This is a genomic window from Microbacterium sp. Root1433D1, assembly GCF_001426835.1.
GTDB lineage: Bacteria > Actinomycetota > Actinomycetes > Actinomycetales > Microbacteriaceae > Microbacterium > Microbacterium maritypicum.
Genome location: NZ_LMFN01000002.1, coordinates 418,327 through 432,085, shown reverse-complemented (window position 1 = coordinate 432,085; position 13,759 = coordinate 418,327). Strand labels below are relative to the sequence as shown.

The window sequence follows — 13,759 nt, the reverse complement described above, 5'->3', positions numbered from 1 at the left end:
TCCGCGATCGGCGTCAGCGCGAGAACGCGCCGAGCCTGATCACCGGTACCTGCCGCTCCTCGGGTGTGAGCGCTCCGTGCTGACCGACCATCCCTCGTCCGCGCTGGTCGGCAGCCGTGCCGTCGTAGACGGCCCAGGTTCCGCGGGCAATCGCGAGCACATCGCCGATCCGCGACGAGGCCGCCTCGGTGACCGTCGGTCCGAAGAGCCCCGCGTGCACAGCTTCGTCACGGGTCACGACGTCGGCCACGCCTTCGAGGTCGGCGCGCCATCGTGCGGTCACCGCGGCGGCGTCCGCCTCGGGCTGCAGGTAGGCGTGCAGCATGCGCGGCTCTCCCCCGACGTGACGGATCCCCTCGAGGTGCGTCTCCTCCAGAACCACCTGTCGATTCGGCGCCACGTCGACCATCCCGTGATCCGATGTGACCACCACGCCGACGCCGGGGGGCACGCGTGTCGACAGGGCGGCGTCGACGTCCTCCAATGCAGCGACCCATTCCGCTGAGGCGATGCCGTGCTTGTGCCCGGCCTTGTCGACCTCGGGAAGATAGCAGTAGACGAGAGAGCCCGGATGAGTCTGCGCGAGCTCGTACGCCGCTTCGATGCGAGCGCGCGCTGTGGTCGCCGCGACGAACTCGGCCCCGCGGAGCGTTGCCTTGGTGAAACCGCTGTGGGCGTACCCGGCGAATCCGACGGCGAAACTCGCATGACCGCCGCGGGCCGCTCGCTCGAAGATCGTGGGCGCCGCTTGCCACGTAAGGGGATCGATCCCGTCGGTCTCCCAGCCGCTGAGCTGGTTCACGAGCACATCGCGGCTCGGATCGAGCACGCGATAGCCCACGAGACCGTGCTCCCCCGGCCACACGCCCGTGACGATGCTGGTGAGCGCCGCCGCCGTGGTGGAGGGGAACACCGACTGCGCGACGTCCTTCTTCGCCATCCCCGACGTCAGAGCCCGTGCGTGCCCGGCATGCCCGCGCAGACTGATCGCGCCGAGACCGTCGATCACGACGAGGACCACCGAATCCGCGCGCGGCAGCACCTCGGACTCACCGCGCAGAGCGGCGAACAGGTCGTCCGCCACCCCGACGACACTCCGGGAACTCGGCGGCGCGGACGGTAGCATGAAGGACATCCGAGCCAGTCTGACACAGGCTCCCGTATGCCCTCAGGAAGTCCATGCCGAAAACCCCGCCGCCCGAGCCTGTCGAGGAGCGCATCCAGGACATCGACCTCTCCACCGAGATGCAGGGCTCGTTCCTCGAGTACGCATATTCGGTGATCTACTCGCGCGCTCTGCCCGACGCGCGCGATGGTCTGAAGCCCGTGCAACGCCGCATCCTCTACCAGATGGCGGAGATGGGCCTGCGCCCCGACCGCGGGCACGTCAAGAGCGCGCGCGTCGTCGGCGAGGTGATGGGAAAGCTGCACCCCCACGGCGACTCCGCGATCTACGACGCCCTGGTGCGCCTCGCTCAAGAGTGGGCCCTGCGCGTTCCCCTGGTCGACGGGCACGGAAACTTCGGATCCCTCGACGACGGGCCCGCCGCGGCCCGCTACACCGAGGCACGGCTCGCCGCCGCTGCCCTGGCGCTCACCGAGAACCTCGACGAGGATGTCGTCGACTTCATCCCGAACTACGACGGTCAGTTCCAGCAGCCCGCCGTGCTGCCGGCGGCCTTCCCCAATCTCCTGGTCAACGGTGCGAGCGGTATCGCCGTGGGTATGGCCACCAACATGGCGCCGCACAACCTCATCGAGGTGGTCGCGGCGGCCACGCACCTGCTCGAGCACCCGGATGCGACCACCGAGGAGTTGATGGAGTTCGTTCCCGGTCCCGACTTCCCCTCTGGCGGAATCCTGATGGGACTCGACGGCGTCAAAGACGCCTACACGAACGGACGCGGGGCTCTGAAGGTCCGGGGCAAGACGTCGATCGAGCCTCTCGGTCCCCGGCGCACCGGCATCATCGTGTCGGAGCTGCCGTACATGGTCGGTCCGGAACGACTGCTCGAGAAGATCCGCGACGCGGTGCAGGCGAAGAAGCTGCAGGGCATCAGCGACGTCACCGACCTCACCGACCGCAATCACGGGCTGCGCGTCGCGATCGGCATCAAGACCGGCTTCGACCCGAACGCGGTGCTCGAACAGCTCTACCGCCTGACCCCGTTGGAAGACTCCTTCAGCATCAACAACGTCGCCCTGGTCGAGGGCCAGCCGCGCACGCTCGGCCTCAAGGAGATGCTGAGCGTCTACGTCGGCCACCGCCTCGAGGTCATCACCCGTCGCAGCCGCTACCGCCTGAAGCGTCGCGAGGAGCGTCTGCACCTCGTGGAGGGTCTGCTCATCGCGATCCTCGACATCGATGAGGTCATCCAGGTCATCCGCTCGTCCGACGACTCGGAGCAGGCCCGTGCGCGACTGCGATCTGTCTTCGACCTGAGCGAGCTCCAGGCGGAGTACATCCTCGAGCTGCGTCTGCGCCGCCTGACGAAGTTCTCCCGGATCGAGCTCGAGACCGAACGCGATGCGTTGCTGGCCGAGATCGCTGCCCTCCGCGAACTCCTCGGCAGCCCCGTGCTGCTGCGCGCCGCTGTGGCCAAGGAACTCGACGCCGCAGCCGAGGCATACGGCACCCCCCGGCGGACGCTGCTGATGAACGCCGCTCCTCCCAAGCCCCGCGCCACCAAGGGCGCGGTCGACCTGCAGATCGCCGACGCACCGACCGTGCTGGTGCTCTCCACCACAGGTCGCACGGTCCGCGTCGACCTCGGCGAAGGCCAGGAGCTCTCCGTCCCCGCCAGGCGCAGCAAGCACGACGCGATCCTGACGACGGTCGAGACCACGGTCAGAGCCGAACTCGGAGCACTCACCAGCCTCGGCCGCGTCGTGCGCTTCTCCCCCGTCGACCTCCCGTCCGTGCCCGCCACCTCCGTGCAGCTCGCCGCCGGCACCCCGCTGCGCGACTACCTCGGCATCACGACCAAGGGTGAACGCGTGGTCGGGTTCGTGCGTTTCGACAGTGAGACGCCGATCGCACTCGGCACGGCGCAGGGCACGGTCAAGCGCATCGTTCCCTCGAGCCTGCCTGTGCGTCCCGACCTCGAGGTCATCGGAATGAAGCCGGGAGACACGGTCGTGGGAGCGGCTGAGGCCCCGGACGACGCCGAGCTGGTGTTCGTGACGACCGACGCCCAGCTGCTGCACTTCCCGGCGTCGGCGGTGCGCCCGCAGGGAGCACCGGCCGGCGGAATGGCGGGAGTCAAGCTCGGCTCGGGGGCATCCGTGCTCTTCTTCGGTGTGGTCGATCCGTCTGCGGATGCCGTCGTCGCCACGGTGTCGGGTGGAGAGAGCATCCTCCCCGGTACCGACCCCGGCCGGGCCAAGGTGTCGTCGTTCGCGGAGTACCCCGCCAAGGGCCGCGCGACCGGTGGCGTCCGCGCGCATTCCTTCTTGAAGGGCGAGGACCGGTTGACGGTCGCCTGGGTGGGTCCGAACCCTCCGCAGGCGGTCGATCCGACCGGTGCCGTGCGCAAGCTCCCCGAAGCGGGAGCACGCCGCGACGCCTCTGGTCAGCCCATCGACGGCGTCATCGGCAGCATCGGCCGCACACTCGTCTGAGCGATCCGGAGGCTGCGGGTCACCGCCGGCCTCCGGATCTCCTCACGCGTCGATCGACTCGCGCGACAGCCGGTCGGAAGAGTCGATGATGAACTCGCGACGCGGAGCGACCTCGTTGCCCATCAGGAGCTCGAACACGCGCCCCGCGGCCTCCGCATCCTCCATGCGCACACGACGCAGAAGACGACCGGAGCGGTCCATGGTGGTGTTCGCCAGCTGCTCGGCGTCCATCTCTCCGAGACCCTTGTAGCGCTGGATCGGCTCGTGCCAGCGCTTGCCCGCCTTGCGGAGCTTCGCCAGCAGCGTGTGCATCTCCTGCTCGCTGTAGGTGTAGATCGTCTCGTTCGGCTTCGATCCGGGGTTCATCACGATGATTCGATGCAACGGCGGTACGGCGGCGAACACGCGGCCGTGCTCGATCAGCGGTCGCATGTAGCGGAAGAACAGGGTGAGCAGCAGGGTGCGGATGTGGGCACCGTCGACGTCGGCATCGCTCATCAGGATGATCTTGCCGTAGCGCGCCGCGTCGATGTCGAAGGTCCGCCCTGAGCCGGCCCCGATGACCTGGATGATCGATGCGCACTCGGTGTTCGAGAGCATGTCGCCCACGGAGGCCTTCTGCACGTTGAGGATCTTCCCTCGAATCGGCAGCAGGGCCTGGAACTCGCTGTTGCGCGCATTCTTGGCGGTGCCGAGCGCCGAGTCGCCCTCGACGATGAAGAGCTCGCTGCGCTCGACCTCGTTGGTGCGGCAGTCGACGAGCTTCGTCGGAAGAGTCGACGACTCCAGCGCGTTCTTCCGACGCTGAGTCTCCTTGTGCGCACGCGCCGAGACGCGTGCCTTCATCTCGGAGACGACCTTGTCCAGCAGCTGGGACGCCTGGTTCTTGTCGTCGCGCTTGGTGGAGCTGAAGCGCTGCGCCAGGTCCTTGCGGATCACCTGAGCCACGATCTGCCGGACCGCAGGGGTGCCGAGAATCTCCTTGGTCTGCCCCTCGAACTGCGGTTCGGGCACGTTGACCGTGAGCACGGCCGTCAATCCGGCGAGGACGTCGTCCTTCTCGAGCTTGTCGTTGCCGACCTTGAGACGGCGGGCGTTCTGCTCGACCTGCGCGCGGAGCACCTTGAGGAGCTCCTGCTCGAAGCCCTGCTGATGGGTTCCACCCTTGGGCGTCGCGATGATGTTGACGAAGGAGCGCACCTTGGTGTCGTAGCCCGTGCCCCACCGCATTGCGATGTCGACGGCGCACACACGCTCCACCTCGGTGGCGATCATGTGTCCGTCGGCCTGCAGGACCGGAACCGTCTCCTTGAACGTTCCCTCACCCTGGATGCGCCAGTTGTCGGTGATCGGCGGGTCGACGGCGAGGTAGTCGACGAACTCCGAGATACCGCCTTCATAGAGGTAGGAGGTCACGGTTCCGGGGGAATCCGCGTCCTCGGAACCGAGCTCCGGGGCGTCAGGACGATTCGTGCGCTTGTCGGCGACCTCGATCTCGAGCCCCGGCACCAGGAAGGCGGTCTGACGGGCGCGGGTCTCCAGCTCGGACAGCTGGAAGGCCGCATCCTTGGTGAAGATCTGCCGATCGGCCCAGTAGCGCACCCGGGTGCCGGTCACGCCGCGGGGCGCCTTGCCGATCACCCGCAGTTCGCTCTTCTCCTGGAACGGTGTGAAAGGAGCGTCCGGGCGCTTCTCCCCCGAGTCCGCGAAGATGCCGGGCTCGCCGCGATGGAACGACATCGCATAGGTCTTGCCTCCGCGGTCGACCTCGACGTCGAGGCGCTCGGAGAGCGCGTTCACCACGGAAGCGCCCACGCCGTGCAGACCACCGGATGCCGCGTAGGAGCCGCCACCGAACTTGCCGCCGGCGTGCAGCTTCGTGTAAACCACCTCGACACCGGTCAACCCGGTGCGCGGTTCCACATCGACCGGGATGCCGCGCCCACGGTCGTGCACCTCGACGCTGCCGTCGGCATGCAGGATGATGTCGATCTTCGTGCCGTTGCCGGCGACCGCCTCGTCGACGGAGTTGTCGATGATCTCCCAGAGGCAGTGCATGAGCCCGGGCGAGCCGTTGGACCCGATGTACATCCCTGGGCGCTTGCGGACGGCCTCGAGGCCTTCAAGCACCTGGAGATGATGGGCGGAGTACTCGGCATTCACAATCTCCGAGTCTAATCTCGTGAGCTCCCCGGACTCCGCAGACACTCCCCGCGGGAGGCCACTCGGCGGGGGTCGCGTACGCGCTGAGCGAAACACGCCGCAAACCGGGCATGCGTACAGGTGGAGCGTGGTTGGATTGACCAAATCCCCCAGCGAAGCCGACACCCGAGGAGGCACCGAGATGAACGCAACGACCGAACGTGACACCTCCACCGTCGAGTTCCGCCTGACAGCCATGGATCGTTGTGATTCCTGCGGCGCTCAGGCGTACATCGCCGCTGAGGTCAACGGGTCCGAGCTCCTGTTCTGCGCCCACCATGGTCGCAAGTACGAAGAGAAGCTCCGCAGCATCGCCACCAGCTGGCACGACGAGACGGCCCGCCTCGTCGAGACGGTCTGATCGCATCCTGACTCCCCTCGGCTGACCGTGGTCAGCCGAGGCAGATCAGTCGGCGACGACTCTGCGCACGCGCGGCGTGAGCCGGGTGAGGATCTCTTCTCCCACGGTGTCGATGCGCTCGGCGAGAGTCGTCGCCGACGTCTCTCCGCGCTCACCAGCGCCGAACACGACGACCTCGTCACCGACCCGCGCTCCCGGCCACCCCTCGACGACCGATGAGGTGTGTCCCACCGACACGAGCGTCCGTGCTCCGCCGGAGGTTCCGACGCGGCTTCCGGAGAGTGTGGAGGGGAGGCCGTCGAAGCTGCCGATCCCGATCGATACCCGATCCCCGTGGAGGTCGACGACCGTCGCGACGAGGCTCGCGGCCGGGCGGATGCCGTCGAGTTCCGGTCCCTCCGCTGATCGGATGCCGTAGCAGAACGCTCCGATGCGTGAGACCGTTCCCCGCAGCTCGGGACGCCACCACGAAGCCGCCGAGGCGGTCAGGTGAAGCGCCGCGGGGCTCGCGCCCGACTCCCGGACGACGCGGACCGCGTCGAGGAACGCCTCGTGGGCGATGTCGTCGTCGGCGTCACTCGCCTCCGCGATATGGCTCCACACGCCAGCGAACTCCAGGAGCCCCGCCTGCTCGGCTCCGCGCGCTTCCGCCACAGCCACCGCCCAGTCCTCCGGGAGGATCCCGTTGCGGTGCAGACCCGTGTCGATCTTGAGGTGCACGCGTGCAGATCGTCCGAGCGCCTCGGCGCGCGCGATGATCCGCCGCAGATAGTCGATCGTGCCGACGCCGAGGTCGATACTCTGCATCAGCGCATGGTCGATCTCTTCATCCGTCGATGTGACCCAGGCGAAGATCCTGGCATCGCCGCCGGCGATCCTGCGGACGGAGAGACCGGTGCGGATGTCGTAGCTTCCGAACCACTCGATTCCCGCGTGCACCGCGGCATCCACCGCCCAGGAGAGACCGTGACCGTACGCATCGTCCTTGAGCACGAGCATCAACGTCGACGGGTCGACTCGGGCGCGCACCGCATCGATGTTCGCTCGGAAGACGCTGCTGCTCAGACGCAGTTCGGGGCGACTCATGCCTCCCACCCCCGCACGGCATGAGCGCCGGCGACGGTGATGAGCTCGGCCGCACTCATCCGGGTGACGGCGGCCCACCGCGAGATCCCTGACGACGCCGGTCCCTCGCCGCCGAAGTAGGTGACTTCCGTGCCTGCCGCGACGTCGGCGCCCTGGAGGTCGACGACGCAGACGTCCATGGCGACGCGCCCGACGATGGGCCTGCTCACACCATCGATCTCCACCTCGGCGTGATTGCCGAGCGCGCGCACGATGCCCTGTGCGTAGCCGCCGGTCACGAGCGCCACCACGGTGTCCCGGGACGCACGGTAGGTGTAGCCGTAGGAGACGGCATCTCCCGGCCGAAGGCGCTTGGTCGACAGGACTCGGCCGGTCAACCGCATGACCGGTCGTGTCGCGAGCTCTCGGTCCGAATCGGGGATGCCGTAGAGGAGAGACGCGTCGATATCGGGCTCTCCGGTCGTGACACCGTGGATTCCCTCGAGCTGCAGTGCCTCGACCTCGCCCTGGGCATCGACGAGCACATGTTCGGCACCGGCCGCGGTCACGACCTGGGCGACGGCGAGGACGCCGTGACCCCACGCGTCGCGGCGGAGATCGGCCACACGACCACCGGCTGCCACCGCCGCCGACGCTCCTGCCGCCAAGGCGGAGCGGGAGATCATCGCACGCGGCAGGGAGCTGGAAGTCGTGTCACACACGTGTTCCAGCCTAGCTTCCGGCTCCCAGGTCGGCCTCCCCGGCCCCCGTAGACTGGTGGGGACCCCGACCCTGGAGCCTCATGTCTCGTCTTTCCCTCACGCCCCGCATCCGCTATCTGATGGGACGTGCCCGCCGCATCGACGTCGGATCGGTGGTGGAACGCGCCAAAGAGGCCTCCGAGCAGCACCACAAGGCGGTCCCCGCGATCGTCGTCGACATGCTCTGGTCGGCCGCGCGCCACAACGTCGGGTTCCAGGACTACATCGACTACGACTTCGCGATGCTGACGAAGGCCGAGCGCGCGACGTACATGACGCATCCGGTCTCGAACCAGCTCTCCCAGCGGTACGACCACCCGGACTATCGCTGGATCTTCCAGGACAAGGTCGAGTTCGACAAGCAGTTCTCCGACCATCTGCATCGTGAGTGGATGGTCGTCGAGGAGGGCAACGCCGACGCTGTTCGCGAGCTCACCCAGCGCCTCGGAACGATCGTCACCAAAGAGCCGGTGGGCCAGGCGGGCACCGGAGTGCACCGCTATCACGCCGCCGACATCGCCGACTGGGACGAGTTCCACCGTGGGCTGCTGGCCCGCGGCGAACTCCTGATCGAGGAAGTCATCCGTCAGCACGACGCCCTCGCAGCCGTGTGCCCCGGCACGGTGAACACCACCCGGATCACGGCGTTCTTCGACGGCGAGAAGGCCCATATCCTCGCGATGGCCCAGAAGTTCGGGCGTGGTGCCGTGAGCGACCAGATGACGTTCGGCGGCTTCTACACGATGCTCGACGAGAACGGTCATGCCGTCGGCGCAGGGTACGACTCGCACGGCCACGTGCACGAGACGCATCCGGACTCAGGCTTCCGCATCGCCGACTTCCAGCTTCCCTACATGGACGAGGTGCGCGCGTTCATCGACGAGGTCGCCCGCGTCGTGCCGCAGGTGCAGTACGTCGGCTGGGACATCGTGGTCTCCCCGGACGGGCCCGTGCTCGTCGAGGGCAACTGGGGAGCCGGCGTGTACGAGAACAAGCCCAGCGTCACCGGCATCCGCACGGGGCACAAGCCTCGCTACCGCGAGGTCATCGGCTTCTGAGACACACGAAGAAGGCCCCGGATGCTGAGCATCCGGGGCCTTCTTCGTGGATCTGAGCGGATCAGACCGCGCGGACGATACCGAGCGGCGTCGACTCCAGGCCCTGTCCGAGCGGGTTGTCGCCGAGGATCTTGACGAGGCGACGCTCTGCGTCCTTGTCGAGCGTCGAACCGAGGATGTTGCCGCCGAGATCGTTGATGTCGACCACCGCCACCTCCGCCTGACCGCCGATCAGCGCCTTCACACGTGCGGCCACGCCGTCGGGATCCTTGGGTCCGAGCACGACGGCCTCGTTGTAAGGAGGGATGGTGTGCTTGGTCGGACCGTCGATCGCGCGTGCCTTGTCTCCGGCGATGCGGTAGAAGTCACCACGACGGCCGAAAGCCTTGGTCACCGCCGCCACGGCGGACGCGAACAGGATACGCGGGGTGCCGCACTCCCGCAGCGCCATCTCCATCGTCTCGGGCATGCCGAGTCCGATGCCGTACGGCGTGCGGGTGACGTACTTCGAGAGGAAGAGCGCGAGCTTGCGCGGCTTGATCTCGTCGAGACGGTAGGACCGCCCCTGGGTGATCGCCACGATCTTCTCGGTCACGAACAGCAGGTCGCCCGGCTGCACGGCGTCCTTGGCGTACTCCGTGATGATCGCGTCGAGGTCGTCCTCGGGCATGACCACGCGGGTGCGCAGCGGGATGCGTGCGTAGCTCTTGCCGTCGACGCTCGCCTCGAGCGCCTTGCCGTCGTTCGCCTGACTCATTCGAGGTAGTCCCGCAGGGACTGCGAGCGGCTCGGGTGACGCAGCTTCGCCATCGTCTTGGACTCGATCTGGCGGATGCGCTCACGCGTCACACCGAACGTGTCGCCGATCTGGTCGAGCGTCTTCGGCTGACCGTCGCCCAGGCCGAAGCGCATGCGGATGACACCCGCCTCACGCTCGGACAGCGAGTCGAGCAGCTGCTCCAGCTGACGCTGCAGCATGGTGAAGCCCACGGCGTCGGCGGGGACCACGGCCTCGGTGTCCTCGATGAGATCACCGAACTCGCTGTCGCCGTCTTCACCCAGCGGAGTGTGCAGCGAGATCGGCTCACGGCCGTACTTCTGCACCTCGACGACCTTCTCGGGCGTCATGTCGAGCTCACGGCTGAGCTCTTCCGGAGTGGGTTCGCGGCCGAGGTCCTGCAGCATCTGACGCTGCACTCGCGCGAGCTTGTTGATGACCTCGACCATGTGCACCGGGATGCGGATGGTACGGGCCTGGTCGGCCATGGCGCGGGTGATCGCCTGACGGATCCACCAGGTGGCGTAGGTCGAGAACTTGAAGCCCTTGGTGTAGTCGAACTTCTCGACAGCGCGGATCAGACCGAGGTTGCCCTCCTGGATCAGATCCAGGAACTGCATGCCGCGGCCGGTGTAGCGCTTGGCGAGCGAGACGACGAGTCGCAGGTTCGCACCCAGCAGGTGGCTCTTGGCACGCTGACCGTCGCGGGCGACCCACTGCAGGTCGAGACCGAGCTGGCTCGTCTTCTCGGCCGCGGTCATCGCCGACAGCTTCTCCTCGGCGAACAGACCCGCCTCGATGCGCATCGCGAGCTCGACCTCTTCGGCCGCGTTCAGGAGCGCGACCTTTCCGATCTGCTTCAGGTAGTCCTTGACAGGGTCGGCCGTCGCACCGGTGATCTGCGTCGAGTAGACGGGGACGTCTTCGTCGTCGTTCGACGAGATGACGATCGCGCCGGTCGGCAGCGGCTCGGTGAACTTCGGCTTGGCGTCCTCGTCCTCGTCATCCTCTACAGCGGCAGCTGCGGGAGCCTCGTCTTCTTCGACGACGTCCTCGGACTTCTTCTTCTTGACGGGGGCGCGCTTCGCTGCCGCACGCTTCGCCGCGCTCAGGGGCGCGGGTTTCTCGGGCGCATCGGCCTCGACCGGAGCGTCGGCGGTCGTCTCTTCGGCAGCCTTCTTCGTCCGGGTGTTCTTCGTCGTGGCAGGAGTCACGTTTCGCCTTTCACGGAGCTGCTGTGTAGCCCCGGGACATTTCGGACACTAGTAAGACCCTTGTCAAGTCCAGCGCTCGAAAACACTGATTGACAACGGGTCAGAGTCCTAGTATCGCACACGTGTGGCGATGCGGACGCATTCCGACGAAGTTCTCGCGGATCCGCCTCAACCGCGACCGGGCTTGTCCTCGTCGCCGGACGGGCGCGAGGCCAGGTAGCGCTCCAGCTCCGCGGCCAGCTCATCGGCACTGGGAAGGTCGCGCTCGCTGAAACCGCCCTCGTCGTAGGAGTCGTCGTCGGGGTTTCGTCCCGCCATGTACGCGTCGTAGCGGCGCTCGAGATTGTGGACCATCTGCTGCAGTTCGTCGTTCCCGGCGACCTGCTCGTCGACCCGCGTCAGATAGTCCTCGCGGCGCTCCTGGACGGCATCCAGCATGAGCACGAGTCCGGTCGACGCCATCAGCCGCTCCGCCGCCGCGATGACCGCGTCGGGATTCTCGGTCTCGGCGAGGTAGTGGGGAACCAGCAGAACGAAGCCGACGGCTCGATCGCCGCGCTCGACGAAGCGGAATTCGAGCAGGTGCCCCGCTGTCGCCGGGACCTGCGTGCGCGGACGCCACACGGAGTGCGCCACGGTGAGCTCTCGGCGATTGCCGCTGACCGTCGTGCCGATCGGGCGCGTGTGGGGTACCGGCATCGCGATCGAATGCACCCAGTGCAGGCCCGAGACCTCGAACTCGGCCGCCAGCGCGAGAACCGTTTTCGCGAAGAGGTTCCACGCGAAGTCGGGCTCGTATCCGGCGAGGAGCAGGAACGGACGACCGAGTGCATCGGTCGCCAGCGACAGCTCGAGTCGTGGTGGCGTGAACTCCGTGAGATGGTCCTGGTCGAACGAGATCACCGGACGACGCGCACGGTAGTCCAGCAGCGCGTCGTTCTCGAACACCACGACCGGCTGTGGCGATGCGGTCTCGCGCAAGTGGTCGATCAGACCGGAGACCGCGCTGCCCGCATCCGTGAAACCGGTGAGAAGCAGCACCAACGGCAGGCCATGCGGCACTGCGGGCGCATTCGCGACGCGTTCGTGGATCTCACCGGAGAAGGGCATGTCTCCATGCTACGAGCAGGTCCGGATGCCGGGGCGCGGAGCGTCATGCTGAGAGCGAACACGCGCACGGACGGCGCGCGACCATGCCGCGGCGAAGATCCTAGGATGGAGGTATGACGCTTCCCGTGCTCTCGCACACCACCGCTCAGTTCCCCGGAAGCGCTGCAGATGCCGCAGTGCTCGTCGTCGCCGCTCTCCCCGATTCGGCGGATTCCCTGGCCGGTTACCCCGGCCTCGCCGACACGTTGGCCGGCATCGGATTCACCGGCTCCGCCGGATCCTTCGCCCGCGTGTACGCCCCTGATGTGACGTCTCTGCCGTTCGCCGTCGTCGGCGCCGGCGCCAAGCCCGACGCCGCAGCGGTGCGCAACGCGGCCGGTACGGCGCTGCGCACGCTCACCGGCTTCGAGCACGTCGCGCTGGCCCTCGCCGAAGGCCTCGAGCCTTTCGCCGCGGCAGCGGCCGAGGGAGCGGTGCTCGGCGGGCACAAGTTCGACGGATACCGCACGGAGAAGGGCAAGGCGCGCGCCACTGCGGTCACCCTGCACGCCGAACTCGACGACGAAGACGCAGAGTACGCCCAGGTCATCGGCGACGCGGTCGCGCTGATCAAGGACCTCGTGAACGTTCCCGCCGAGTGGCAGAGCCCCGCACAGCTCGCGCAGAGCGCGGCCGACAGCGTCGCCGACCTCGACGTCACCGTCGAGATCCTCGACGAGAAGGCCCTCGCCGAGCAGGGCTTCGGCGGCATCCTGGGCGTGGGGCAGGGCTCGGATCGTCCCCCGCGTCTCGTGCGCCTCGACTACTCCCCCGCCGACGCTTCGCGACACATCGCCCTTGTCGGCAAGGGCATCACGTTCGACACGGGCGGCCTGTCGCTCAAGCCCGCTGCGTCCATGGTCGGCATGAAGTTCGACATGGCGGGTGCCGCGACGTCGCTCGCCGCGATCCGTGCGATCGCTTCGCTCGGCCTCCCGGTCCACGTGACGGCGTGGCTCTGCATCACCGACAACATGCCGTCGGGCAGGGCGCTGCGCCCCGGCGACGTCATCCGCATCCTCGACGGCACCACGGTCGAGGTCCAGAACACCGATGCCGAGGGTCGACTCGTGCTCGCAGACGGTCTCGTGGCCGCGAGTCGCGAGAACCCGGACGTCATCATCGACGTGGCCACTCTCACGGGCGCCATCGTCGCCGCACTGGGCCACCGGCACACCGGCGTCTTCGGCGACGTCGAGACCGTGTCCTCGTTCATCTCCGCGACCGCTCAGGTCGACGAGCCCGCATGGCACATGCCACTGCCGGAGTACATGGAGGAGTCGCTCGAATCCCCCATCGCCGACCTGCAGAACGCGAACATGGGCGACCGGATGGGCGGCGCCTCCTACGCCGGCCTGTTCCTGCGCCGCTTCGTGGGTCGTACGTCGGATGCCGACGACGCTCCGCGCATCCCTTGGGTGCACCTCGACATCGCGGGATCCGGCGAACACGCCGGCGCCCCGTACGGCTTCACTGAGAAGGGCCCCACCGGGGCGATGGTCCGATCGATCGTCGCCTTCGCCGCAGCATCCCACACGGAGGCATGACAT

The 13,759-nt window shown here is 67.7% G+C and carries 11 protein-coding genes; 4 read left to right on the top strand and 7 right to left on the bottom strand.

Annotated features, from left to right (window positions below; translation table 11 throughout):
* Window positions 1–13: 13 nt before the first annotated feature.
* Complete coding sequence (locus ASD13_RS07965; protein WP_055867908.1) at window positions 14–1,084, bottom strand: alkaline phosphatase family protein; 1,071 nt, start codon at window positions 1,082–1,084, stop codon at window positions 14–16.
* Between the two features lie 95 nt (window positions 1,085–1,179).
* On the opposite strand from ASD13_RS07965, the gene ASD13_RS07960 reads away from it, so the two are divergent.
* Entirely contained in the window at window positions 1,180–3,621 is a 2,442-nt protein-coding gene (locus tag ASD13_RS07960; RefSeq protein ID WP_055867905.1) for a DNA gyrase/topoisomerase IV subunit A, read from the top strand.
* A gap of 42 nt (window positions 3,622–3,663) precedes the next feature.
* On the opposite strand, the gene ASD13_RS07955 is transcribed toward ASD13_RS07960, so the two are convergent.
* The gene (locus ASD13_RS07955; RefSeq protein WP_082524199.1) at window positions 3,664–5,784 is read right to left on the bottom strand and encodes a DNA topoisomerase IV subunit B; all 2,121 of its coding nucleotides are present in this window, start codon (window positions 5,782–5,784) and stop codon (window positions 3,664–3,666) included.
* A gap of 181 nt (window positions 5,785–5,965) precedes the next feature.
* Here ASD13_RS07955 and ASD13_RS07950 point away from each other — a divergent pair, with 181 nt between their 5' ends.
* Window positions 5,966–6,184 carry a DUF7455 domain-containing protein gene (locus tag ASD13_RS07950; protein ID WP_021200689.1) on the top strand — a complete coding sequence of 73 codons (219 nt, stop codon included), beginning with the start codon at window positions 5,966–5,968 and terminating at the stop codon, window positions 6,182–6,184.
* Between the two features lie 45 nt (window positions 6,185–6,229).
* Here ASD13_RS07950 and ASD13_RS07945 read toward each other — a convergent pair whose 3' ends face one another.
* Both ASD13_RS07945 and ASD13_RS07940 read right to left on the bottom strand, forming a co-directional pair.
* Window positions 6,230–7,270, bottom strand: coding sequence for an alanine racemase (locus tag ASD13_RS07945; protein ID WP_055867902.1), 1,041 nt, complete (start codon window positions 7,268–7,270; stop codon window positions 6,230–6,232).
* Window positions 7,267–7,971 carry an alanine racemase gene (locus tag ASD13_RS07940; protein ID WP_235562501.1) on the bottom strand — a complete coding sequence of 235 codons (705 nt, stop codon included), beginning with the start codon at window positions 7,969–7,971 and terminating at the stop codon, window positions 7,267–7,269. The genes ASD13_RS07945 and ASD13_RS07940 overlap by 4 nt, the downstream gene beginning before the upstream one ends.
* Window positions 7,972–8,051: 80 nt before the next feature.
* Between ASD13_RS07940 and ASD13_RS07935 the strand changes: the two genes are divergently transcribed.
* A complete protein-coding gene (locus tag ASD13_RS07935; protein WP_055867896.1) occupies window positions 8,052–9,068 on the top strand; it encodes a sugar-transfer associated ATP-grasp domain-containing protein in 1,017 nt (338 codons plus the stop codon).
* Between the two features lie 61 nt (window positions 9,069–9,129).
* Here ASD13_RS07935 and ASD13_RS07930 read toward each other — a convergent pair whose 3' ends face one another.
* The 3 genes from ASD13_RS07930 to ASD13_RS07920 form a co-directional block, all read right to left on the bottom strand.
* Window positions 9,130–9,825 carry a coenzyme F420-0:L-glutamate ligase gene (locus ASD13_RS07930; protein WP_055867893.1) on the bottom strand — a complete coding sequence of 232 codons (696 nt, stop codon included), beginning with the start codon at window positions 9,823–9,825 and terminating at the stop codon, window positions 9,130–9,132.
* On the bottom strand, window positions 9,822–11,060 hold the full coding sequence (locus ASD13_RS07925; RefSeq protein ID WP_017830477.1) for an RNA polymerase sigma factor: 1,239 nt from the start codon (window positions 11,058–11,060) through the stop codon (window positions 9,822–9,824). The genes ASD13_RS07930 and ASD13_RS07925 overlap by 4 nt, the downstream gene beginning before the upstream one ends.
* Window positions 11,061–11,228: 168 nt before the next feature.
* The gene (locus ASD13_RS07920) at window positions 11,229–12,170 is read right to left on the bottom strand and encodes a proteasome assembly chaperone family protein (protein WP_055867890.1); all 942 of its coding nucleotides are present in this window, start codon (window positions 12,168–12,170) and stop codon (window positions 11,229–11,231) included.
* A 113-nt stretch (window positions 12,171–12,283) separates the two neighbouring features.
* On the opposite strand from ASD13_RS07920, the gene ASD13_RS07915 reads away from it, so the two are divergent.
* A complete protein-coding gene (locus ASD13_RS07915) occupies window positions 12,284–13,756 on the top strand; it encodes a leucyl aminopeptidase (protein ID WP_055867888.1) in 1,473 nt (490 codons plus the stop codon).
* Window positions 13,757–13,759 lie beyond the last annotated feature (3 nt).